17 protein-coding genes, 1 pseudogene and 1 riboswitch are annotated in these 21,282 nt (G+C 72.4%); of the genes and pseudogenes, 12 read left to right on the forward strand and 6 right to left on the reverse strand.

Annotated elements, in window-relative coordinates; translation table 11 throughout:
- The first annotated feature begins 85 nt into the window (after positions 1-85).
- From OCT48_RS05240 to OCT48_RS05255, 4 genes are read left to right on the forward strand one after another with little or no spacing between them, the layout of a single operon-like run.
- Positions 86-1,906: a TonB-dependent receptor domain-containing protein gene (locus tag OCT48_RS05240; protein WP_263591668.1), complete on the forward strand. Its 1,821-nt coding sequence runs from the start codon at positions 86-88 to the stop codon at positions 1,904-1,906.
- Positions 1,906-2,805: a cobalamin-binding protein gene (locus OCT48_RS05245; protein WP_263591669.1), complete on the forward strand. Its 900-nt coding sequence runs from the start codon at positions 1,906-1,908 to the stop codon at positions 2,803-2,805. The genes OCT48_RS05240 and OCT48_RS05245 overlap by 1 nt, the downstream gene beginning before the upstream one ends.
- Positions 2,792-3,793, forward strand: coding sequence for a FecCD family ABC transporter permease (locus tag OCT48_RS05250; protein ID WP_263591670.1), 1,002 nt, complete (start codon positions 2,792-2,794; stop codon positions 3,791-3,793). The genes OCT48_RS05245 and OCT48_RS05250 overlap by 14 nt, the downstream gene beginning before the upstream one ends.
- Positions 3,790-4,557, forward strand: a complete 768-nt coding sequence (locus tag OCT48_RS05255) for an ABC transporter ATP-binding protein (RefSeq protein ID WP_263591671.1) — start codon at positions 3,790-3,792, stop codon at positions 4,555-4,557. Before OCT48_RS05250 ends, OCT48_RS05255 begins: the two co-directional genes overlap by 4 nt.
- A gap of 12 nt (positions 4,558-4,569) precedes the next feature.
- Here the strand turns inward: OCT48_RS05255 and OCT48_RS05260 are convergent, their stop codons facing one another.
- The 5 genes from OCT48_RS05260 to OCT48_RS05280 are packed head-to-tail and all read right to left on the reverse strand — an operon-like array spanning position 4,570 to position 8,055.
- The gene (locus tag OCT48_RS05260; protein ID WP_263591672.1) at positions 4,570-4,743 is read right to left on the reverse strand and encodes a DUF1289 domain-containing protein; all 174 of its coding nucleotides are present in this window, start codon (positions 4,741-4,743) and stop codon (positions 4,570-4,572) included.
- Positions 4,744-5,109, reverse strand: coding sequence for a hypothetical protein (locus OCT48_RS05265; RefSeq protein WP_263591673.1), 366 nt, complete (start codon positions 5,107-5,109; stop codon positions 4,744-4,746).
- Positions 5,110-5,165: 56 nt separating this feature from the next.
- A complete protein-coding gene (locus OCT48_RS05270; protein WP_263591674.1) occupies positions 5,166-5,930 on the reverse strand; it encodes an ABC transporter ATP-binding protein in 765 nt (254 codons plus the stop codon).
- Positions 5,927-7,021 carry a FecCD family ABC transporter permease gene (locus OCT48_RS05275; protein ID WP_263591675.1) on the reverse strand — a complete coding sequence of 365 codons (1,095 nt, stop codon included), beginning with the start codon at positions 7,019-7,021 and terminating at the stop codon, positions 5,927-5,929. Before OCT48_RS05275 ends, OCT48_RS05270 begins: the two co-directional genes overlap by 4 nt.
- Positions 7,022-7,038: 17 nt before the next feature.
- Positions 7,039-8,055 (reverse strand): ABC transporter substrate-binding protein, encoded by a 1,017-nt coding sequence (locus tag OCT48_RS05280; protein ID WP_263591676.1) that lies wholly within the window; start codon positions 8,053-8,055, stop codon positions 7,039-7,041.
- A 219-nt stretch (positions 8,056-8,274) separates the two neighbouring features.
- A riboswitch (cobalamin riboswitch) is annotated at positions 8,275-8,488 on the forward strand.
- Between the two features lie 122 nt (positions 8,489-8,610).
- Between OCT48_RS05280 and OCT48_RS05285 the strand changes: the two genes are divergently transcribed.
- The 8 genes and pseudogenes from OCT48_RS05285 (at position 8,611) to cobJ (ending at position 20,300) form a co-directional block, all read left to right on the forward strand.
- Positions 8,611-10,398: an AAA family ATPase gene (locus OCT48_RS05285; RefSeq protein ID WP_263591677.1), complete on the forward strand. Its 1,788-nt coding sequence runs from the start codon at positions 8,611-8,613 to the stop codon at positions 10,396-10,398.
- Positions 10,398-11,774, forward strand: coding sequence for a cobyrinate a,c-diamide synthase (locus OCT48_RS05290; RefSeq protein WP_263591678.1), 1,377 nt, complete (start codon positions 10,398-10,400; stop codon positions 11,772-11,774). Before OCT48_RS05285 ends, OCT48_RS05290 begins: the two co-directional genes overlap by 1 nt.
- Positions 11,765-12,865, forward strand: coding sequence for a cobalamin biosynthesis protein CobW (cobW, locus tag OCT48_RS05295; protein WP_263591679.1), 1,101 nt, complete (start codon positions 11,765-11,767; stop codon positions 12,863-12,865). The genes OCT48_RS05290 and cobW overlap by 10 nt, the downstream gene beginning before the upstream one ends.
- Complete coding sequence (gene cobN, locus OCT48_RS05300) at positions 12,865-16,779, forward strand: cobaltochelatase subunit CobN (RefSeq protein ID WP_263591680.1); 3,915 nt, start codon at positions 12,865-12,867, stop codon at positions 16,777-16,779. Before cobW ends, cobN begins: the two co-directional genes overlap by 1 nt.
- Before the next feature lie 49 nt (positions 16,780-16,828).
- Positions 16,829-17,011: pseudogene (locus OCT48_RS19490) on the forward strand (cobalamin biosynthesis protein CobG); the annotation flags it as partial.
- Between the two features lie 1,158 nt (positions 17,012-18,169).
- Positions 18,170-18,799 carry a precorrin-8X methylmutase gene (locus OCT48_RS05310; RefSeq protein ID WP_263592578.1) on the forward strand — a complete coding sequence of 210 codons (630 nt, stop codon included), beginning with the start codon at positions 18,170-18,172 and terminating at the stop codon, positions 18,797-18,799.
- The gene (locus tag OCT48_RS05315; protein WP_263591681.1) at positions 18,796-19,521 is read left to right on the forward strand and encodes a precorrin-2 C(20)-methyltransferase; all 726 of its coding nucleotides are present in this window, start codon (positions 18,796-18,798) and stop codon (positions 19,519-19,521) included. Before OCT48_RS05310 ends, OCT48_RS05315 begins: the two co-directional genes overlap by 4 nt.
- A complete protein-coding gene (gene cobJ / locus OCT48_RS05320) occupies positions 19,518-20,300 on the forward strand; it encodes a precorrin-3B C(17)-methyltransferase (RefSeq protein ID WP_263591682.1) in 783 nt (260 codons plus the stop codon). Before OCT48_RS05315 ends, cobJ begins: the two co-directional genes overlap by 4 nt.
- Here cobJ and OCT48_RS05325 read toward each other — a convergent pair.
- Positions 20,294-21,028, reverse strand: coding sequence for a cobalt-precorrin-6A reductase (locus OCT48_RS05325; protein ID WP_263591683.1), 735 nt, complete (start codon positions 21,026-21,028; stop codon positions 20,294-20,296). The genes cobJ and OCT48_RS05325 overlap by 7 nt on opposite strands.
- Between the last annotated feature and the right edge of the window lie 254 nt (positions 21,029-21,282).

Consider the following 21,282-nt stretch of genomic DNA (forward strand, 5'->3'; position numbering starts at 1 on the left):
CCGCGGATCCCGCCCCGGAGCCCCTTCCCGCCTGGCCTTCGAGGGTTCATGCCGCGCGGGTGCGTGCGGCCCTGGGAAAACGATCATGATCACACCGTTCTTCCGCCGCCGGGCGCTGGCCGTCCTGTGCCTGGGCGTGGCGCCGCTGGCCGGCGCCGCCGAGACCGACGACAGCGTCAGCGAGACCGCGCTGCGCCTCGACCCGCTGGTGGTCTCGGCGACCCTTTCCCCGCGGACCACCAGCGAGTCGCTGGCCTCGGTCACCGTCCTCGACGAGGCGGCGCTGCGCCGCCAGGACCCCAAGGCCATCACCGACATCCTGCGTGCCCAGCCCGGGGTGGATGTCACGACCAACGGCAGCTTCGGCAAGACCAGCAGCGTCTTCCTGCGCGGCACCGGCAGCGAGTCGACGCTGCTGATGATCGACGGCATTCGGCTGCGCTCCGCCACCACCGGCGGCCCGGCCTGGCAGTTCCTCGACCCGCGCATGTTCGAGCGCATCGAGGTGGTGCGCGGCCCCCGGGGCAGCCTCTACGGCGCCGACGCCGTGGGCGGGGTGGTGCAGCTGTTCACCCCCGAGGGCGAGGACGGGCCCTCGCCGAGCATCACCCTGGGCGGCGGCTCCTTCGACACCCGGCACCTCGGGGCCAGCCTCTCCGGCGCCGAGGGGGGCACCCGCTACGCCTTCTCGGCGAGCCACTTCGACACCGAGGGCACCGAGGTCGTCGAGGGAGAGGGCGACAAGGGCTATGACAACACCACCGGCTTCGCGCGGCTCTCGCACACCTTCGCGGGCGGTGGCGAGGTCGGCGTGCTCGCGCTGCGCGCCCGGGGCAACACCGAGTTCGTCGGCGGCGACACCGATTTCGTCCAGCAGGTGGCCGGCGTCTACGGCGAGCTGCCGGTGACCGAGGCCTGGACCAGCCGCCTGACGCTCAGCGAGGCCCGCGACGAGAGCGACAACACCGATGCCTTCGGCGACTCCGTGATCGATACGCTCACCCACACCGCCCGCTGGGAGAACAGCCTCGAGGTCGGCCCCCACGAACTGGTGGCCGGCGTCGAGGCCAGCCGCGACGAGGTTTCCGGGACCACCGCCTTCACCGAGGACAGCCGCGACAACGTCGCCGGCTTCGCCCAGGCGCTGATGGATTTCTCGCCGCTCTCCGTGCAGGCCGGCCTGCGCCACGACGACAACGAGGCCTTCGGCGAGGAAGTCACCGGCAGCCTGGCGCTGGGCTACGATCTCGACGCCCATCACACCCTGCGGGCCAGCTATGGCACGGCCTTCCGGGCGCCCACCTTCAACGAGCTCTACTGGCCCGGCTTCGGCAACCCCGACCTCGACCCCGAGCGTTCCGGGACCGTCGAGCTGGGCCTGCGTGGCCAGTTCGGCAAGGGGTTCTGGGACCTGGCGGTCTACCGCACCGAGGTGGACGACCTGATCGCCAATACCCTGGTCGACGGCCGCTTCGCCCCCTTCAATGTCGATGAGGCCCGCATCCGCGGGGTGGAGCTCGCCACCGGCGCCGAGGTGCTGGACTGGACCCTGCGCGCGGCGCTGACCTATGTCGACCCGGAGGACCGCGAGACCGGCAACCGCCTGGTGCGCCGGGCCTCCCGCAGCCTGCGGCTGGACGCCGACCGAGCGCTGGGCGACTGGACCCTCGGCGGCTCCCTGATCGCCCAGGGCCACCGCTACAACGACGCCGCCAACGACGAGCGGTTGCCCGGCTTCGGTATCGTCAACCTGCGGGCCGGCTGGCAGTTCGCACCGCTGTGGTCGACGCGCCTGACCCTGGAGAACGTCTTCGATCGGGACGTGGTCACCGCCCGTGACTTCAGCGGGCGCGACTACCTGAATGCCGGCCGCGCGGCCTTCCTCAGCGTGCGCTTCGGCGAGTGATGAGCCGGCGCTGTCGCTGCCTCTGGATGGCGGCCCTGGCCCTGTGGCTCGGGGCCGCCCTGTCCGGTGCGGTCAGGGCCGAGGTCTGCGTCAGCGACGCCGCCGCCCGCGAGGTCTGCCTGGACGCCCCGGCGCGGCGCATCGTCGCGCTCTCGCCCGGCGTCACCGAGTTGCTGTTCGCCGCCGGCGCCGGCGAGCGGCTGGTGGGGGCGGTCAGCTTCAGCGACTATCCGCCCGCGGCCCGGGCGCTGCCCCGGGTGGGCAGCTACGATCGCCTCGACCTCGAGGCCCTGCTGGCCCTGGCGCCCGACCTGGTGGTGGCCTGGGCCGGCGGCAATCCCCGCGAGCAGGTCGACCGGCTGTCGGCGCTCGGCCTGCCGGTATTCTTCTCCGACGCCGGCGACTTCGCCGCCATCGCCGCCAGCCTGGAGCGCCTCGGCGCCCTGGCCGGCAGCGAGGCGGCGGGACGGGCCGCGGCGACGCGGCTGCGTGGGCAAGTGGCCGAGTTGCGCGCACGCTACGCCGATGCCGCCCCGGTACCGGTCTTCTACCAGGTCTGGGAGCGGCCGCTGATGACGGTCAACGGTGAACACTGGATCAGCCGGGCGTTGGCGCTGTGCGGCGGCGAGAACCTGTTCGCCGGGGAGGCGCCGCTGGTACCGCGGATCGGCGTCGAGGCGGTGCTGGCCCGGGACCCCGAGGTCATCGTCACCGGCGGCATGGGCAAGGCCGACTCCACCTGGCTGATGGCCTGGCGCGAGTTTCCGGAGCTGACCGCGGTGCGCCGAGACAACCTCTTCTTCGTCGACCCGGACCTGGTCCAGCGGGCCACGCCGCGGCTGGTGCAGGGCACCCGGGCGCTCTGCGCCCATCTGGAGACGGCCCGTGAACGGCGCTAGGGCGTCTCGTTCCCTCCGGGGGCGGCGCCCGGGACCGCTGGCCTGGCTGGCGCTGGCGGCGCTGCTGGCGCAGTTGGTCGCCCTGGCGCTCGGCAGCGTCTCCCTGAGCCCCGGCGAGCTGGCCGCGGTGCTGGCCGGCGACGGCGAGGCCCTGCACCGCACCCTGCTGCTGGAACTGCGCCTGCCGAGGGCGCTCGCGGCCTTCGGCACCGGCGCCCTGCTGGCCCTGGCGGGCGCGCTGATGCAGGTGTTGCTCAGGAACCCCCTGGCCGACCCCTATGTGCTGGGGCTCTCCGGCGGCGCCTCGGTGGCGGCGCTGGCCGCCATGCTCGCCGGCTGGGGGATGGCGCTGGTCTCCGGGGCGGCCTTCGCCGGGGCGCTGGCCTCGACGCTGATCGTCTTCGGCCTGGCCCATGGCGGCGGCAGCTGGACGCCGACCCGGCTGCTGCTCACCGGGGTGGTGATGGCGGCGGGGTGGGGAGCCCTGATCACCTTCCTGCTGGCGGTGAGCCCGGTGGAACGGCTGCCCGGCATGCTCTACTGGCTGATGGGCGACCTGGCCTACTCGGGCAGCCCCTGGCCGGTGCTGACGGTAGCCGCGCTCGGCCTGGCCGTCGTGCTGCCGCTGGGGCGCACGCTCAACGTGCTGGCCCGGGGCGGGCTGCAGGCCGCCGCCCTTGGCGTGGCGGTCCGGCCGCTGGAATGGACCCTCTACCTGCTGGCCAGCCTGGTCACCGCGGTGGCGGTGACCACCGCCGGCAGCGTCGGCTTCGTCGGCCTGATGGTGCCCCACATGCTGCGCCTGCGGCTGGGCAACGACCAGCGACGGATCCTGCCGGCCAGCCTGCTGGCCGGCGGCACCCTGCTGACCCTGGCCGATACCCTGGCGCGCACCCTGATCGCGCCGCAGCAGCTGCCGGTAGGCGTGATCACGGCGCTGCTCGGGGTGCCGACCTTCCTCTACCTGCTGCAGCGGAGCCAGCGATGAGTGGCCTGGCGGCGCAGGGGCTGGTCATCGACGTGCCGGGCCGCCCGGACGGGCGGCCGCTGGACCTGTGTCTCGCCCCCGGGCAGCGCTGGGGGGTGCTGGGACCCAATGGCGCGGGCAAGACCACGCTGTTGCATACCCTGGCCGGGTTACGGCCGCCGCGGGCGGGGGAGGTGCGTCTCGACGGGCGAGCGCTGGCGCGCTGGCGCCGTCGCGAGCTGGCCCGGCGGCTGGGGGTGGTCTTCCAGGAGCGCCACGACGACTTTCCGGCCACGGTGCGCGAGACGGCGCTGATCGGCCGCCACCCCTTCCTCTCGCCCTGGCGGCAGGAGGGCCCCGAGGATCTCGCCCGCGCGGACGCGGCGCTGGCCCGGCTCGATTTGGGCCATCTCGCCGAGCGGGAGCTGTCGACCCTCTCCGGCGGCGAGCGCCAGCGGGTCAGCCTGGCCACGGTGCTGACCCAGGCGCCGTGCTTCTGGCTCGCCGACGAGCCCACCAATCACCTCGATCTCCACCATCAGGTGGCGGCCATGGCACTGCTCGCCGAGCAGGCCGACCAGGGCAGGGGCGTGATGATGTGCCTGCATGACCTCAACCTGGCGGCCCGCTGGTGCAGCCACCTGCTGCTGCTCTACCCCGATGGCCAGGCCTGCTGGGGCCCGGCCGAGGCAATGCTGACCCTCGCCGCCCTGGAGCGGCTCTACGATCAGCCGCTGACCCGCGTCGAGGTGGACGGCGCCCCCGTCTTCGTGCCGACCCGCTGACGCGTCGCGGCCTCAGTCGCCGCGCTTCTTGAGTCGCTGTCTTGCGCGTCGGTTCGTCGCCATGCGCTCCGGCCGCTTCATCGAGCGCCAGCGGGTGATCTCCTCGGTGGTGCGGCCGCAGCCGATCCACAGCCCGCCCTCCCGCCGGCAGATCGAGACGCAGGAGCTTTCGATGCGCTTGGCCATTCAGTGGCGCGCCGCCGCCGCGGCCAGCCGTCGCTGCCAGTCGCCGCCGTGCACGCGGCGGCATTCCGCTTCGCTGTCGACGTCCACATGACGACCGATATCCGTGACCTCGAGGCCGATGTCGACGAAGGCGTTGGCGGTGAGGTCGAGCATGCGCCGGCGGCCGTCGTCCTTGAGGGCCCGGGCCAGGTCGTCCTGGGTGTCGAACACCCAGATCACCCTCAGGCTGTCGGGGAAGCGCCGGTAGTCCACCAGATGGGTCAGCCAGCAGAACCCGGGCAGTACCGGCTTGGCCGCCTCGCAGGCATCGGTCAGGGCTCTCGTCAGGCGGCGTTCCATCCGGCTGCGTGCTGTCTTGTCGAGCATGAGGCGTTCTCGTCTCTGGTAGGTTGCCTCGTGATGAGGAAGTCGCGTGCCTGGCGCTACAGGGCGTGGCGAAAGCGCAGGATAGGGCGGCCATCCTCGGGGTCGTCGAGGAGGTCGGCGTGCACGCCGAAGGTACGCCGCAGCCGCTCGAGGGTCAGCACTTCCCGAGGCGGGCCGATGTCGACCAGGCGTCCGCCGTCCATCACGCCGATGCGGTCGCAGTCCATGGCCTGGTCGAGGTCGTGCAGGGCGATGATCACCGTCACCGGCAGCCGCCTGACCAGCCTCAGGATCGACAGCTGGTGGCGAATGTCCAGGTGGTTGGTGGGCTCGTCGAGCAGCAGGGCGCTCGGCTGCTGGGCCAGGGCGCGGGCGATGTGCACGCGCTGGCGCTCGCCGCCGGAGAGCGTATGCCAGAGGCGATCCGCCAGGGGCTGCAGGCCGACGTCGGCAAGGGCGCGGCTGACGATGGCGTCGTCCCGCTCCGACCAGGGGCGCAGCGGCGACAGGAAGGGCGTCCGCCCCAGCGCCACCGCCTGGCGCACCACGAGACGGTCGAGGGTGTCCGCCTGCTGCTCGACGAAGGCGATGGCGCGGGCGATCTCGTGGCGCCGCATGTCGCGCATCGGCCGTCCGTCCGCCAGCACGCGCCCTGTCTTCGGCCGGCGCAGCCCGGCCAGCACGCGCAGCAGGGTGGTCTTGCCCGAGCCGTTGGGGCCGACCAGGCCGAAGGTCTCGCCGGGCATCACCGTCAGGCTGACGTCGTCCAGCAGCCTGTGTCCGTGGACTCGCCAGTCGACATGCTCGGCGGCCAGTCTCATCGCGTCCTCGCGCCGCGTATCAGGATCAGGGCGAAGGCCGGCGCCCCGATCAGCGCCGTGACCACCCCGATCGGCAGCACCTGGCCCGGCACCAGGATGCGCGAGAGGACGTCCGCGCCGATCAGGAAGACGGCGCCGGCCAGCGCCGAGGCCGGCACCAGGCGGGTGTGGCGGCTGCCGACGAGAAAGCGCATGGCATGGGGAATCACCAGCCCCACGAAGCCGATGGCGCCGACCATGGAGACCATGGCGGCGGTCACCAGCGCCACGCCGGCGATCAGCACGCCCCGCACGCGACGCACCGGGATGCCCAGCGAGGCGGCGCTGTCGGCGCCGAAGGTGAAGGCATCCAGCGCGCGCCGATACCACAGGCAGATCGCCAGGCCGGCCAGGGCGGCGGGCAACCCCAGGGCAACGTCGTCCCAGCGCCCCCCGGAGAGGTTGCCCATCAGCCAGAACATGATGCCGCGGGCCTGCTCGGCGCTCGCCGACTTGGCGATGATCAGCGCGGTGAGAGCGTTGAACAGCTGCGAGCCGGCGATGCCGGCGAGGATGATGGCGCCCGCGGCCTGGGTCGCGCGGCCGCCCCCGGTGCCGCTGCCGGCGGCGTGGGCGAGCACCACCACCAGGCCGAAGGCCAGGCCCGCCCCGGCGAAGGCGCCGAGCGACAGCGTCAGGGTGCCGGCGCCGAGCCCGAGGATGGCGACCGACACGGCGCCGGTCGAGGCGCCGGCGGAGATGCCCATCAGGAAGGGATCGGCCAGGGGATTGCGCAGCAGCGCCTGGAGCACGACGCCGGCCAGGGCCAGCCCGGCGCCGCAGCAGGCCGCCAGGATGGCCCGACTGAGCCGGTAGCTCCAGATGATGCCGGCATCGATTCGATCGACGGCATACTCCGCTCCCCACAGCCGGTTGGCCAGCACCTTGAGGATGGTGTCCAGCGGAATCGAGGTCTCGCCGATCGCGGTGCCCGCCATCACCGCGAGGAACAGCAGCAGCGGCGTCAGCCAGCACCAGTGCCACGCCGAGCGGGCAGAGTGAGCCGAGCGAGTCGAGCGCGTCGGGGCAGCGGCTGCCGTGGTCGGGGTCATGGATCGAAGGGCGCCGGTCATCGATCGAAGGACTGGGTCGACAGGGCATCGACCAGCGTCTCGAGGCCGAAGATCGTGCGCATCGTGGCGCTCATGGCGTGGGCATCCATCTCGATGATGTGGCCGTTCTTCACCGCTGACATCTGGCGCGCCACGGGATCATGTTGCAGGAAATCGAGCTTGGCTTCGACGCTGTCCGCCGCGTAGCGGCGGCGATCCATGCGGGCCACCACGATGATATCGGGATCGGAGCGGGCGATCGATTCCCAGCCGACGGTCGGCCATTCCTCGTCGGACTGGACAACGTTGTGGAGGCCGAGCTTGTCCATCATGTAGCCTGGCGCGCCGAGCCTTCCGGCGACATAGGGATCCGCCGATCCGTCGGGGGAAGAGAACCAGAAGACCGCCGATAGATCGTCCGGAAGATCCAGGTCCCTGGCCTTGGCAATGGCGTATTCCTCCCGGGCTTCCAGGTCGGCTGACAGGGCGTCGCCGGCCTCTTGAATGTCGAAGATCGTGGCCAGCTCGTGGATGCCCTTGTAGATCGAATCGGTCGAAAAGGCGGCGGTACGGGTGCCGTCGCCGCCGGTGGCATTGTCCTTGCTATCGCAGTCGGCGGGCATGATGTAGGTGGCGATGCCCAGGTCATGGAACTGGTCGCGGGTCGCCACGCTGCCGGTGGGGCCAACGTGCCACTCGTACTGGGCGGCGACGAGGTCCGGCTTGCGATTCACTACGCCCTCGAAGCTCGGGTCATTGTCGGCGATGCGCTCGATATCGGCATTGATATCGCGGAACTTCGGCAGCACCGGATTGAACCAGACCGAGGTGCCCACGACCCGATCTTCCAGCCCGAGAGCATAGAGGATTTCGGTCGCCGACTGGCCGACGGTGACGGTGCGATCCGGCGCCGAAGAGAGGTGAATTTCCCGGCCGCAATTCATCACCGTCAGCGGATAATGGGTCGCATCGGCCACGGCGGATGAGGCCGGGATAAGCGAGAGCATAGCCAGTACCTTGCGAGCGAGAGTCATGCGCCTGTGTCCAGGTGGGGGAGGTGAGGTGGCCGACCGGGGTCTGGAGGTTGCCACGAGTTTCGATGCATTTTCCACTCCCTGTTCCTCGATTTCCACCAGGTAGTCGCGAGGCTTTCGGCACGATATTTATGTTATGTTATAACATATCCAATTTAGCTGACAAGGTCGCCGAGGCACTTGCCGCGCCGATTGCGCGGGGCACGGCCGGTACCTTACGATACCCGTTCGAAGACGGGTGCCCCTGATGGTCAGGGGATAATCGGGAAGTATGGTGAGGCCTCGGCCGATTCCATCGCTGCCCCCGCAACGGTAATGAAGCGCGATCTGCGACGACCACTGGCGTCCCGCCGGGAAGGTGCAGGTCACGGCATGAGGCCTCGGCACATGTCGCCTTCGAGCCCGGAGACCGGCCTGTCGTTTCGTGTCATCCCAGTGCGGTGCGGTGGGCACCGAGAGGATCAGCATGCCTGCGATTTCCGATTCCCCCTCCTGGCGGAGTGTCCGCCGCCGTGCACGCTTCGCGTCTGCCCGCCACCGGCCGGTCGTGACGCCATGACCGTCGTGCCCGAGTTTCCCTTCGTCGCCGTCGTCGGCCAGCAGACGCTCAAGACCGCGCTGCTGCTCAACGTCATCGATCCCCGCATCGGTGGCGTGCTGATCAGCGGCCCCAGGGGCAGCGCCAAGTCGACCCTGGCCAGGGCGCTGGCGGCGATCCTGCCGGACGACGCCGAGGGCCGGCGCCCGCCGCTGGTCTCCCTGCCGTTGGGCGCCAGCGAGGAGCGCCTGACCGGTAGCCTGGACCTGCAGCGGGTGCTCGCCGAGCGCGAGGCGAGCTTCCAGGAGGGCCTGCTGGCCAGGGCCCACGGCGGCCTGCTGTACGTCGACGAGGTCAACCTGCTGGCGGATTCGCTGGTGGACCTGCTGCTCGACGTGGCGGCCAGCGGCGTCAACCGCGTCGAGCGCGACGGCATCAGCCATTCCCACCCCGCGCGCTTCGGCCTGATCGGCACCATGAATCCCGACGAGGGCGAGCTGCGCCCCCAACTGCTGGACCGCTTCGGCCTGTGCGTCGAGCAGCCGGCCACGCCCGGCGTGGCGGAGCGGGTGGCGATCATGCGCCAGCGCGAGGCCTTCGATCATGACCCGCACGCCTTCGTCGCCGAGCATCGGGCCGAGCAGGCGGCACTGACCCGGCGCCTGGCCGAGGCCCGTGAGCGGCGCGGCGAGATCATGGTCGAGCCCTGGGTCTACGAGCATATCGCCATGCGCAGCGAGGCCGCCGGCGTCGAGGGGATGCGCGCGGACGTGACCTGGCACCGCGCCGCCCGGGCCCACGCCGCCTGGCGGGGCGAGGACCGGGTGAGCCGGGAGGACCTGGACGCCGTCGAGCCCTGGGTGCTGGCCCACCGCCGCACCGTCGCCCCCGAGACGCCGCCCGACCGGGACGGTACGCCGCCGCCCGACCGGGACGGTACGCCGCCGCCCGGCGACGGGCCGGGCGGCGAGGCCCGGGGTGGGAAATGGCGCGGGGCGGACGCCGCCGGGTCCGCGGCCCCGGGGCAGGATGCCGGCGACACGGCCCAGGGGCAGTGGGGCGCCATGCCGCCGGTGGCGCAGCCGAGCATCGCCACGCCGCCGCCGGACCTGCCGGTGATCGATGCAGTGGCCCCCGTGGCCGGTGCCTCCCCGACGGCCGCTTCACGTCGCCGCCCCGGCCGCCAGGCGGGCCAGCGCCGCACGCGCCGTGACCGCTGCGATGCCCGCGACGAGGCGCGCCCGGACTGGTTCGCTACTCTGGTCGAGAACCGCGGACAGTGGCCCTGGCGACGCCTGTGCTATCGCCGCCCTCGCAGCGGGCAGCCGGTGCTGCATCTGGTGTTGCTGGATACTTCCGCCTCCACCCTCGGCCAACGCCTGCTGGGCCGGGCCAAGGGCGTGGTCGACCGCCTGGCCCGCCAGGCCTATGCCGCCCGGGAGCAGATCGCGGTGCTGGGCTTCGGCAACGACGGTATCACGCCGATCCAGCCCCGCCGCCGCGCGCCCAAGGACCTGCTCGAGCGGCTCGACGCCGCGCCCGGCGGCGGCGGCACGCCGCTGCGCGAAGCCGTGCAGCGGGCGGCGCGCCTGATCCGCCAGTGGCGGCGCCAGGACGCCGGCCTGCAGGTGCGCACCTACCTGATCACCGACGGCCGCACCCGCCAGCCGCTGAGCGGGCTGCCATCGCTCGGCGACTGCGTGGTGGTGGATACCGAGCGCGCCGCCGTGAAGCGCGGGCGGGGCCGCGACCTCGCCCGCCAACTGGGCGCACGTTACCGGCCGCTGGCCGGCCTGGAGGCCTGATGAGCGAAGGTGACATGATGGCCAGATGCCCGGCGGTCTTTATCGCCGCGCCGGCCTCGGGGCAGGGCAAGACCACGGTGACCGCCGCCCTGGCGCGGATGCTGCGCAACCGGGGCAGGGTGGTGCGGGTCTTCAAGACCGGCCCGGATTACCTCGACCCCCGGGTGCTGGCCCAGGCCTCCGGCCAGCCGGTCGACCCGCTCGACCTGTGGATGGCCGGCGAGGCCTACTGTCGTCAGCGACTGTTCGAGGCCGCCCGGGAGGCCGATCTCATCCTGGTGGAGGGAGCCATGGGGCTGTTCGATGGCGAGCCCTCCAGCGCCGATCTGGCGGCGCGCTTCGGCCTGCCGATGGTCGTCGTCATGGACGTCAAGGGCATGGCCCAGACCGCGGCGGCGCTGGTGGCCGGCCTGGCAGGCTTCCGCGATGACATCCGCATCGTCGGGCTGATCGCCAACGCCTGCGGCTCGGCGCGCCATCGTGAGCTGATCGAGGCGGCGCTGCCGGCGCGCGTGCCGCTGCTGGCCGCGGTGCCCCGCGACGCGGCCCTGGCCCTGCCCGAGCGCCACCTGGGGTTGGTCCAGGCCGAGGAGATCCGCGACGACCTGGAAGCGCGCTTCGAGGCCGGCGCCGAGGCGCTCGCCGCCGAGGGCCTGGCCGAGGCCCTGCTGGACCTGCCGCCGGTGGCCTTCTCCGCGGCGCCCACCGAGGCGGCCGCGGCGCCGCCGTGGCTGGCCGGCCGCACCATCGCCGTGGCCCGGGACGCCGCCTTCAGCTTCGTCTATCAGGCCAACCTGGACCTGCTCGAGCGCATGGGGGCGAGCCTGCGTTTCTTCTCGCCGCTCGCGGATCGCGCCCTGCCGGCGTGCGACGCCCTCTGGCTGCCGGGGGGCTACCCCGAGCTTCACGCCGCCGGCCTGGCGGCCAACGCCGCCCTGCGCGACGACATCCGCCTTGCCTTCGCCGCGGACCTGCCGATCCTGGCTGAGTGCGGCGGCCTGCTCTATTGCCTGGAGAGCCTGACGGACGCCGACGAGCATACCCACGCCATGCTGGGCCTGCTGCCGGGCCAGGGCGCCATGCGCGGGCGGCGCGGTTGCCAGGGCATGCAGACCGCCGAACTGCCCGAGGGGCCGGTGCGCGGCCACGCCCATCACCGTTCCCAGGCCAGCGGCACGCCCGAGCCTGTCGCCCATGGCCGCCGCCAGCGCCATCCCGCGCCGGGCGAGGCGATCTACCGCTCGCGGCGTCTGACGGCGTCCTACCTGCACCTGTTCTTCCCCGACAACCCCGCCGCCGTGGCCCGCCTGTTCGGCGCGGACACGGCCGAGGCCTCCCGGGCCGACTCGACAAAGGAATGCCAAGCATGCAACTGAACAAGATTCCCGCCACGGTGGTGACCGGTTTTCTGGGCAGCGGCAAGACCACCCTGCTGGCCGGCATCCTGCGCCGGATCACCGGCAAGCGCATCGCCGTCATCGTCAACGAGTTCGGCGAGCAGGACATCGACTCCAGCCTGCTGCGCGGCTGCGCCATCGGCTGTGAAGAGGAGGGCGCGCGCGCCCTCGACGAGGACGGCGGCATCTTCGAGCTGGCCAACGGCTGCATCTGCTGCACGGTCGAAGAGGAATTCCTGCCGGTGATGAAGAAGCTGGTGGCCCGCCGCGACGACATCGACCATATCCTGATCGAGACCAGCGGCCTGGCGCTGCCCAAGCCGCTGGTGCAGGCCTTCAACTGGCCGGAGGTGCGCCAGCACTGCACCGTCGACGCCATCATCACCGTGGTCGACGGCCCCGCGGTGGCCGCCGGCCGCTACGCCAGCGACGTCGAGCAGGTGGAGGCCCAGCGCCGCGCCGACGATAGCCTCGACCACGATCCCAGCCTGCGCGAGCTGCTGGACGACCAGTTGAGCGCCGCCGACCTGGTGCTGGTCAGCAAGAGCGACCTGCTCTCGGCGGACGAGCGGCAGCGGGTCGAGGCGCTGATCGAGGCGCGGGTGCCGGAAGCGGTCCGCACGCTCTTTATCGATCCGGGCCTGGCCGACGATTCGGCCCGCCTGGAGGCGCTGATGGGCATCGGCGCGGCCAGCGAGGAGGGCATCGACCGCATCGACAACCACCATGATCGGCACCACGCCGAGGGCGCCCATCACGATCACGCCCACGATCACTTCGACGGCGTGGTGATCCGCCTGGGCGAGGTCGACGCCGAGGCGCTGGAGGCGCGCCTGGGCGAGCTGCTGAAGGCCCACGAGATCTATCGCGCCAAGGGCTTCGCGGCGATTCCCGGCAAGCCCATGCGCCGGGTGATCCAGGCGGTCGGCGAGCGGCTGGACGGCTACTACGACCGGCTGTGGGCCCAGGACGAGCCGCGCCATACCGAGCTGGTCGTCATCGGCCGGGGGCTCGACTGCGAGGCGCTGCAGGCCGCCCTGGCCGACGCCGAGAGCGCGACGCCCGCCTGATGCACCTGTTCGCCGCCAAGCCCGGAGGCTTCGTCGACGACGAAGGCATCGTCGACCTGCAGCAGGCGCCCGCCGAGGTCGTGATCCTGTCGGCCGCCGACAGCAGCCTGTCGGCACTGGCCCAGGCGGTCGAGCGGCTGGGGGACGACTATCCCTCGGTGCGCCTCGCCAACTGGATGAACCTGGTCAAGCCCGCCGCCTACGACCTCTACGAGGACCGGGTGCTGGAGCAGGCGCGCCTGGTGATCGTCTCGCTGCTCGGCGGCAGTGCCTACTGGCAGTACGGGCACGAGCGCCTGCTGGCCTGGGCGGCGGCGGACCCGAAACGGCAGCTGATCCTGGTGCCGGGCTGCGACGCCCCGGACGACGCCCTGCTGGAGGCCTCCAGCGTGTCGTTCGACGCCGCCCGCCGGGTGTGGCGCTACCTGCGCGAGGGCGGCGCCGACAACGCCGAGCAGCTGCTGCGCTTCGTCGCCGCCGAGTGCCTGGCGACGCCGCTCGACTGGCGCGAGCCCCGGGCGATTCCCGCGGCGCTGCTCTACGCGCCGGATGCGGCGCTTTTTCAGGCGCCCGACGCCGCGCCAAAGGACGGCCAGGAAGCAACCCTGGCGGATTGGCAGGAGAAGAGGGATCCCTCACGTCCCGTCTGCCTGCTGCTGTTCTATCGCAGCCACCTGCAGGGCGCGAACACCGCGGTGCTGGACGGCCTGATCGCGGCGCTCGAGGCTCAGGGGCTCGCGCCCCTGGCGGTGGCGGTGGCCTCGCTGAAGGAGGCGGCCTGCGTCGCCTTCGTCGATCACCTGATCGAGCAGACCGGCGCCGGCCTGGTGGTCAACACCACCGGCTTCTCGGTCAATCGCGAGCCCGACGAGGGCGAGGTCGCCGGCGGCGCGCTCGGTGGCGAGACGGAAAGCCTGTTCGCCGGCCGACCGGTGGTGCTGCAGGCGATCCTCGCCAGCAGCCCGGAGGAGGACTGGCGCGACAAGGCCGCCGGCCTGCACAGCCGCGACCTGGCCATGCAGGTGGTGCTGCCGGAGATGGACGGACGCGTCATCGCCCGGGCGGTGGGCTTCAAGGCCGAGTCCCACTACAGCGAGCGCTGCCAGCTGTCGGTGACCCGCCATCGGCTGCATCCCGAGCGCGCCGCCTTCGTCGCCGAGCTGGCCCGACGCTACGCGCGGCTGCGCCACACGGCCAACGCCGACAAGCGCCTGGCGCTGGTGCTGGCCAACTATCCGGCCCGTGACGGCCGCATCGGCAACGGCGTCGGCCTCGACACCCCGGCCTCGACGGTCCACCTGCTGCGCGCGCTGGGGGAAGCCGGCTATCCGCTGGCGGACCGGCCCGAGGACGGCGACGACCTGATCCGCCGGCTGCAGGGCAGCGTGACCAACGACCCGCAGTCGCTGGCCTGGCGCGGCAGCTGGCAGAGCCTCGGCGTCGACGACTATCTGGCCTGGTTCCGCACCCTGCCGGCCGCGCTGCAGGAGGCGGTCTGGCGGCGCTGGGGTGCCCCCGAGGACGATCCCAAGCACCGCCAGGGCCGTCTGCTGATCGCCGGCATCCGCCTCGGCGAGACCTTCGTCGGCATCCAGCCGGCGCGGGACATCGACGACGGCCCGGACGCCGACCCGACCAAGAGCTACCACGACACCGAGCTGGTCCCACCCCACGGCTACCTGGCGTTCTACCTCTGGCTGCGCGAGCACTACTGCGTGGACGCGGTGATTCACGTCGGCAAGCACGGCAACCTGGAGTGGCTGCCCGGCAAGAGCACGGCGCTCTCCGCCGAGTGCTGGCCGGACGTCGCCCTGGGGCCGCTGCCACACTTCTACCCCTTCATCGTCAACGATCCGGGCGAGGGCGCCCAGGCCAAGCGCCGCAGCCAGGCGGTGATCATCGACCACCTGATGCCGCCGCTGGCCCGGGCCGAGCTCTACGGCGACATGGCCGAGCTGGAGGCGCTGACCGATGAGTACTACCAGGCGTTGGGCATGGACCCGCGCCGCGAGGCCCTGCTGCGTGAGCGCATCCTCGACCATCTGAAGCGCACCGGCATCGACGCCGAGCTCACCCAGGCCGCGAGCAATCCGGAAGACGCCTGCCGAAGCGACGACGAGCGCCTGCTCAACGAGCTCGACACCTTTCTCTGCGACATCAAGGAAGCCCAGATCCGCCACGGCCTGCATGTGCTCGGCACCCTGCCGCCGGCGGACAAGCGGGCGGCGACCCTGGTCGCCATCCTGCGCCTGCCGAGGGGCGAGGGCCCCGAGCGCCAAGGCCTGCTGCACGCCCTGGCCGACGACCTGGGGCTGCGTGATCCGGAGGATCCCGACCGGCACTTCGATCCGCTGGCGGCCGGCGCCGAGCGCTGGCAGGGCCCGCGGCCGGCGGCGCTGAGAGCGCTGAGCGACGCCCCCTGGCGCAGCGGCGCCGACACCCGCGAGCGTCTCGAGTGGCTCGCCGAGCGGCTGGTCGAAGACCATGTGCTGGCATCCGGCGACCTCGAGGGGCTGGCCCGGGACTATCCGGCCACCGCGGCGCTCTGCCGCCACGCCCGCGACGGCCTCTGGGCCGCCATGCGCCACGGCGCCGAGCGGGAGATCGGCGCGCTGCTCGACGGGCTCGACGGCCGTTTCGTGCCGCCGGGGCCGAGTGGGGCGCCCAGCCGCGGGCGGCTCGACGTGCTGCCCACCGGGCGCAACTTCTTCAGCGTCGACAACCGCGCGATTCCCTCGCCCGCCGCCTGGTCGCTGGGCGAGGCCTCGGCCCAGGCGTTCGTCGCGCGCTACCTGCAGGACCACGGCGACTACCCGCGCCGGCTGGGACTGTCGATCTGGGGCACCGCCACCATGCGCACCGGCGGCGACGACATCGCCCAGGCCCTGGCGCTGATGGGTGTGCGGCCGATCTGGTCGCTCGGCTCGCAGCGGGTGGTCGACGTGGAGGTGATTCCCAGCATGCTGCTGGGCCGGCCCCGGGTGGACGTCACCCTGCGGGTCTCCGGCTTCTTCCGCGATGCCTTCCCCCACGTCATCCGGCTGTTCGACGCCGCGGTGCGGGCGGTGGCCGACTACCACGAGCCGGGTAACGGCAACACCATCCGCGCGGCGGTCGAGGCGCGCCGCGACGAGCTCGAGGCCGCCGGGCTCTCGCCCGAGGCGGCCGATCAGGAGGCCGGCTACCGGGTGTTCGGCAGCAAGCCCGGCGAGTACGGCACCGGCCTGGAGCGGCGGATCGACGGCCGCGCCTGGGACGACGCCGACGACCTGGCCGAGGCCTACCTCGCCGCCGGCGCCTACGCCTACGGCCAGTTCCCGGAGTCCGGCGCCGGGGCGCGCCGCGCCTTCGAGCGCCAGCTCCAGGGCCTGCAGGCGGTGATGCACAACCAGGACAACCGCGAGCACGACATCCTCGACTCCAGCACCTACTACGCCTTCCAGGGCGGCATGGCCAACGCCGGCCGCGCCCTGGGCGGCGAGGCGCCGGCGATCTATCACGCCGACCACGCCAACCCGGCCCGCCCGCGCATCCGCACCTTGAAGGAGGAGCTGGCCCGGGTGGTACGCTCCCGGGTGCTCAATCCCAAGTGGATCGAGGCCATGCGCGAGCACGGCTACAAGGGTGCCTTCGAGATGGCCGCCACCGTGGACTACCTGTTCGCCTACGATGCCACCACCGACCTGGTGGCCGACTACCAGTACGCCCAGGTGACCGATGCCCTGGTGCTGGACGAGGCCAACCAGCGCTTCCTGCGCGAGCACAACGGCGCGGCGCTGGAGGAGATGGCCGAGCGGTTGCTGGAGGCGGTCCAGCGCGGCCTGTGGGAGGACGCCGGCGAGCGGGGCGAGGCCCTGCGGGACCTGCTGCTCGAGTTCGACGAACGCCGGGAGGCCGCGCCCCATGGGGGCTAGGCCGGCTGTGCCCCGCGTCAAGGGCTGGTGCCCCGGGGCCTGGCGGCCGATGGCCACCGGCGATGGCCTGCTGGTGCGCGTGCGTCCTCCGCTGGGGCGGCTCACGCGAGGGCAGATGTTGACGCTGTGCGACGCCGCCGAGACCTTCGGCAGCGGGCTGATCGAGCTCACCCGCCGCGCCAACCTGCAGCTGCGTGGCGTGACCGATGCCGGCTGGCCCGCGCTGATGGAGCGCCTCGTGGAGCATGAACTGGTGGCCCCGGACCCTCAGGCCGAGCGCCGCCCGGCACTGCTGGTGGCCCCGGGCTGGGAGGAGGGCGATGCCACCCATGAGGCGGCCCGTCGCCTGCTGGCCAGCCACGAAGGGCGTCTCGAGGGACAGAGTGACGCGTGGCCGACGCTGCCGGCCAAGTGGGGCCTGGCCGTCGACGCCGGCCCGGCGCCGCTGCTCGGCGAGGCCCCCGCGGACCTTCGCCTCGAGCGTTCCGCCGAGGGCGGGCTGCTGGTGCGCGCCGACGGCCGCGAGCGGGGCACCCCGGTGGGCTCGGTCGAGGACGCCGTCGCGCTGCTGGCGCGCCTGGCGCACTGGTTCGTCGACAGCGGCGGCGCGGAGGCCGGGCGCATGCGTCGCTTCGAGGCGCCGCTGCCCGCCTGGGCGCCGGCCACCACGGCGCCCGCCGGGCCCGGCGTGCCCCTCGCCCTGGGCGACCATCCCCGGGGCCGGCTGGTCGGGCTGCCCTTCGGCCGCGCGCCGGCTTCGGCGCTGCGCGACGCGCTCGCGTCCGAGGACATCACCGCCGTGGGAGTGACGCCCTGGCGGCGCCTGCTGGTGGAAGGGCCAGGAAATGGCGGCGAACCGATCGCGGGCCTTGTGCACGACGAGCGCGACCCGCGGCTGGCCATGGACGCCTGCCCGGGCGCGCCCCACTGCGCACAAGCCAGCGTGGCGACCCTGGGCCTGGCGCAGGCGCTCGCCGAGCGGCAGAGCGGCCGGGTCGTGGGCCGGGTGCACGTGTCCGGCTGTGCCAAGGGCTGCGCCCGCGGCCGGCCGGCCGAGGTCTGCCTGACGGGGCGCGACGGCCGCTTCGACCTGATCCTGGACGGGCGCGCCGACGACACGCCGGTCGTGACCGGCCTTGGCGAATCCGACGCTATTGCACTCACGACCCTGGCGTCAGAAAGGACGAGCCCCGGGGACAAGGCAGAGCGAGGGTCCTACGCCAGGGGTGAGGAGCACGGCTCCGAACGGGCTGGCCAGGGATGGCCAGCACCGGCCCTGCAAGCGGAGCGGGACGCGAGAGCGCCGCAGGGCGTCGGTAGCGCCCAGGGAAGGGTTCATAGCGCCCTCGCGACGCCTTGTTGCCGGGAAGGATTTATTGAGAGGAAACAAATGCCTTACGTCTATGAAACCGACGGACCGGCGATCTACCGGGAGTCCTTCGCCATCATACGGCGCGAGGCCGAGCTGGCACGTTTCTCGCCGGAGGAGGAGCCGGTGGCCGTGCGCATGATCCATGCCGCCGGCCTGGTGGCGCTGGCGCCGTACATTCATTTCCGCGATGACGCGGTGAACCGGGCGCGCCGGGCGCTGGAGGCCGGTGCGCCGATCCTGTGCGACGCGCGCATGGTCGCCGAGGGCATCACCCGCAAGCGTCTGCCGGCGGACAACGCCATACTCTGCACCCTGCACGACGAGCGGGTGCCCGGCCTGGCCCGGGAGATGGCCAACACCCGCTCGGCGGCGGCGCTGGAGCTGTGGCGGCCCCACCTGGACGGCGCGGTGGTGGCGATCGGCAACGCGCCGACCGCGCTGTTCCACCTGCTGAACATGCTGGAGGCCCCGGACTGCCCGCGCCCGGCGGCGATCATCGGCTGCCCGGTGGGCTTCGTGGGCGCGGCCGAATCCAAGCAGGCGCTGTGGGAGAGCGCCGCGGCGCCCTGCGCCATCGTCGAGGGCCGCCTCGGCGGCAGCGCCGTGACCGTGGCCGCCGTCAACGCCATGGCGGATCGCAGCGAATGAGCCGGGGCACCATTGTCGGCGTCGGCCTCGGCCCCGGCAGCCAGGACCTGATGAGCGTGCGCGCCGACCGGCTGATCCGCGGCGCCTCTCACGTTGCCTATTTCCGCAAGAAGGGGCGCACCGGGCACGCCCGCACCATCGTCGAGGGCATGCTGGCGCGTGACGTCGTCGAGCTGCCCATGGAGTATCCGGTCACCACCGAGATCCCCTTCGACGATCCGCGCTACAACGCCTGGCTGGCGGCCTTCTACGAGCGCCAGGTGGCCCAGCTCGCCGAGGTCGCCGGGGCCGGTCACGACGTGGCGGTGCTCTGCGAGGGCGATCCCTTCTTCTACGGCTCCTTTATGCATCTCTATACCCGATTGCAGGGAAGGGTGGCCGTTGAAGTGGTGCCCGGCATCACCGGCATGTCCGCCGCCTGGACGGCGACGGGTAAGCCCATCACCTGGGGCGACGACGTGCTGACCGTGCTGACGGCGACGCAGCCGGAGGAAAGGCTGGCCAAGCGCATCGCGCGCACCGACGCCCTGGTGGTGATGAAGATCGGCCGCCACCTCGACAAGCTGCGCCGTGCGCTGGCCAGCGCCGGCCGCGAGGACGAGGCCTGGCTGATCGAGTACGCCTCCATGGCCCAGCAGCGGGTGGTGCCGCTGGCCGAGGTCGGCGAGCGCGTGCCCTATTTCTCGATCCTGGTGATCCACGGCAACGGGAGGCGGCCATGAGCGAAGAGAGACAAGGGGGCTGGGTCAGGATCGTTGGGCTAGGGCCGGGCAGCGATTCGCTGATCACTCCGGAGGCGTCGGCCGCGCTGGGCGAGGCCACCGACGCCGTAGGCTACGTGCCTTATGTCGAGCGGGTGGCGCCGCGGCCGGGGCTGACCCGCCACGGCTCGGACAACCGCGAGGAGATCCGCCGCGCCGAGCAGGCGCTCGAGATGGCCGCCGAGGGCCGTCGGGTGGTGGTCGTCTCCTCGGGCGACCCCGGCGTGTTCGCCATGGGCGCGGCGGTGTTCGAGGCGCTGGAGGCGGGCGAGCCGGCCTGGCGGGCGCTGGATATTCAGGTGCTGCCGGGGGTCTCCGCGATGCTGGCCGCCAGCGCGCGGCTCGGCGCGCCGCTGGGTCACGACTTCTGCTGCCTCAACCTCTCGGACAACCTCAAGCCCTGGGCGCTGATCGAGAAGCGCCTGCGCCTGGCCGCCGAGGCCGACTTCGCCATGGCCCTCTACAACCCGCGCTCCCGTTCGCGACCGGAAGGCTTCGCCCGCGCCCTGACGGTGCTGCGCGAGGCCTGCGGCGACGCGCGCCCGATCATGTTCGCGCGCGCGGTCTCCACGCCGGAGGAGTGCCTTCGCGTCACCTCCCTGGGCGAGGCTGAGCCTGCGATGGCCGACATGCGCACCCTGGTGATGGTGGGCTCGAGCCTGACGCGGCGCATCGCGGGGGCACAGCGCGAGTGGGTCTATACGCCGAGGTCGGTGTCATTAGAGGGTGTTGATCAATGAGCCAGCCAGGCCAGGACCTCGTCGATGCTGTGCGCCTCGCGGCGGGGTGGCAGCGCCGGGCGGTCGATCATCACCACCGGCAGCCCCAGCTCGCGGGCGGCGACCAGCTTGGCCGCCGCCCCCGCGCCGCCGGCGTTCTTGCACACCAGGAGCTCGACGCCGTGCTCGCGCAGCAGGGCCAGGTCGCCCTCCCGGGTGAAGGGGCCGCGGTCGACGATCACGGTGTGACGCGGCAGCGGCAGCGGCGGCGGCGCGTCGGGATGGTCGACCAGCCGCAGCACGTAATGATGTTGCGGTTGGGCCGAGAAGGTGGCCAGGTGCATGCGGCCGATCGCCAGCAGCACCCGCTGGGGCGGGCCGGCGAGGGCGTCCACCGCCGCCGCGATGCCATCGACCCGCTGCCAGCGGTCGCCATGCTCCGGCGCCCAGGGCGGCCGGGTCAGGGCGAGCAGTTCAGTGCCGAGCCGCTCGGCCGCGGCCACGGCGTTGCGGCTCATGCGCTCGGCGAAGGGATGGGTGGCGTCGACCAGATGGGTGATGCGCTCTTCCGCCAGGAAATTGGCCAGGCCCGCCACGCCGCCGAAGCCGCCGACGCGGGTGGGCAGCGGCTGCGGCTTCGGCGCGGTGACGCGACCGGCGTAGCTGAACAGCGCGGGAATCTCGCGCTCGGCCAGGGTGCGGGCCAGGGCGCTGGCCTCGGTGGTGCCTCCCAGAATCAGGACTTTCATCGGGGCGCTTTGAGCTCCTTCAAACAATTGGCGAGATGAGCGACGGGGACAAGGCGAAGCGAGGGTCCTACGCCGGGGGTGAGGAGGATTCCTCCGAACGGGCTGGCCATGGATGGCCAGCACCGGCCCTGCAAGCGGCGCAGGATGCGAGAGCGCCGCAGGGCGTCGGTAGCGTCCAAGGATGGGTTCACAGCGCCCTCGCGGCGTCTTGGCGCCGGAAAAGCTCAGTTCTTTCATTGAGTTGCGAAAGAATC

This window comes from Halomonas sp. M4R1S46 (genome assembly GCF_025725685.1).
Classification (GTDB): domain Bacteria; phylum Pseudomonadota; class Gammaproteobacteria; order Pseudomonadales; family Halomonadaceae; genus Halomonas.

Excerpts from the sequence above, each read along its gene's own strand:
- OCT48_RS05240 (WP_263591668.1), top strand. The coding sequence starts at position 86 with ATGATCACACCGTTCTTCCGCCGCCGGGCGCTGGCCGTCCTGTGCCTG.
- OCT48_RS05245 (WP_263591669.1), top strand. The coding sequence starts at position 1,906 with ATGAGCCGGCGCTGTCGCTGCCTCTGGATGGCGGCCCTGGCCCTGTGG.
- OCT48_RS05255 (WP_263591671.1), top strand. The coding sequence starts at position 3,790 with ATGAGTGGCCTGGCGGCGCAGGGGCTGGTCATCGACGTGCCGGGCCGC.
- OCT48_RS05260 (WP_263591672.1), bottom strand. The coding sequence starts at position 4,743 with ATGGCCAAGCGCATCGAAAGCTCCTGCGTCTCGATCTGCCGGCGGGAG.
- OCT48_RS05265 (WP_263591673.1), bottom strand. The coding sequence starts at position 5,109 with ATGCTCGACAAGACAGCACGCAGCCGGATGGAACGCCGCCTGACGAGA.
- OCT48_RS05270 (WP_263591674.1), bottom strand. The coding sequence starts at position 5,930 with ATGAGACTGGCCGCCGAGCATGTCGACTGGCGAGTCCACGGACACAGG.
- OCT48_RS05275 (WP_263591675.1), bottom strand. The coding sequence starts at position 7,021 with ATGACCCCGACCACGGCAGCCGCTGCCCCGACGCGCTCGACTCGCTCG.
- OCT48_RS05280 (WP_263591676.1), bottom strand. The coding sequence starts at position 8,055 with ATGACTCTCGCTCGCAAGGTACTGGCTATGCTCTCGCTTATCCCGGCC.
- OCT48_RS05285 (WP_263591677.1), top strand. The coding sequence starts at position 8,611 with ATGACCGTCGTGCCCGAGTTTCCCTTCGTCGCCGTCGTCGGCCAGCAG.
- OCT48_RS05290 (WP_263591678.1), top strand. The coding sequence starts at position 10,398 with ATGAGCGAAGGTGACATGATGGCCAGATGCCCGGCGGTCTTTATCGCC.
- cobW (WP_263591679.1), top strand. The coding sequence starts at position 11,765 with ATGCAACTGAACAAGATTCCCGCCACGGTGGTGACCGGTTTTCTGGGC.
- cobN (WP_263591680.1), top strand. The coding sequence starts at position 12,865 with ATGCACCTGTTCGCCGCCAAGCCCGGAGGCTTCGTCGACGACGAAGGC.
- OCT48_RS05310 (WP_263592578.1), top strand. The coding sequence starts at position 18,170 with ATGCCTTACGTCTATGAAACCGACGGACCGGCGATCTACCGGGAGTCC.
- OCT48_RS05315 (WP_263591681.1), top strand. The coding sequence starts at position 18,796 with ATGAGCCGGGGCACCATTGTCGGCGTCGGCCTCGGCCCCGGCAGCCAG.
- cobJ (WP_263591682.1), top strand. The coding sequence starts at position 19,518 with ATGAGCGAAGAGAGACAAGGGGGCTGGGTCAGGATCGTTGGGCTAGGG.
- OCT48_RS05325 (WP_263591683.1), bottom strand. The coding sequence starts at position 21,028 with ATGAAAGTCCTGATTCTGGGAGGCACCACCGAGGCCAGCGCCCTGGCC.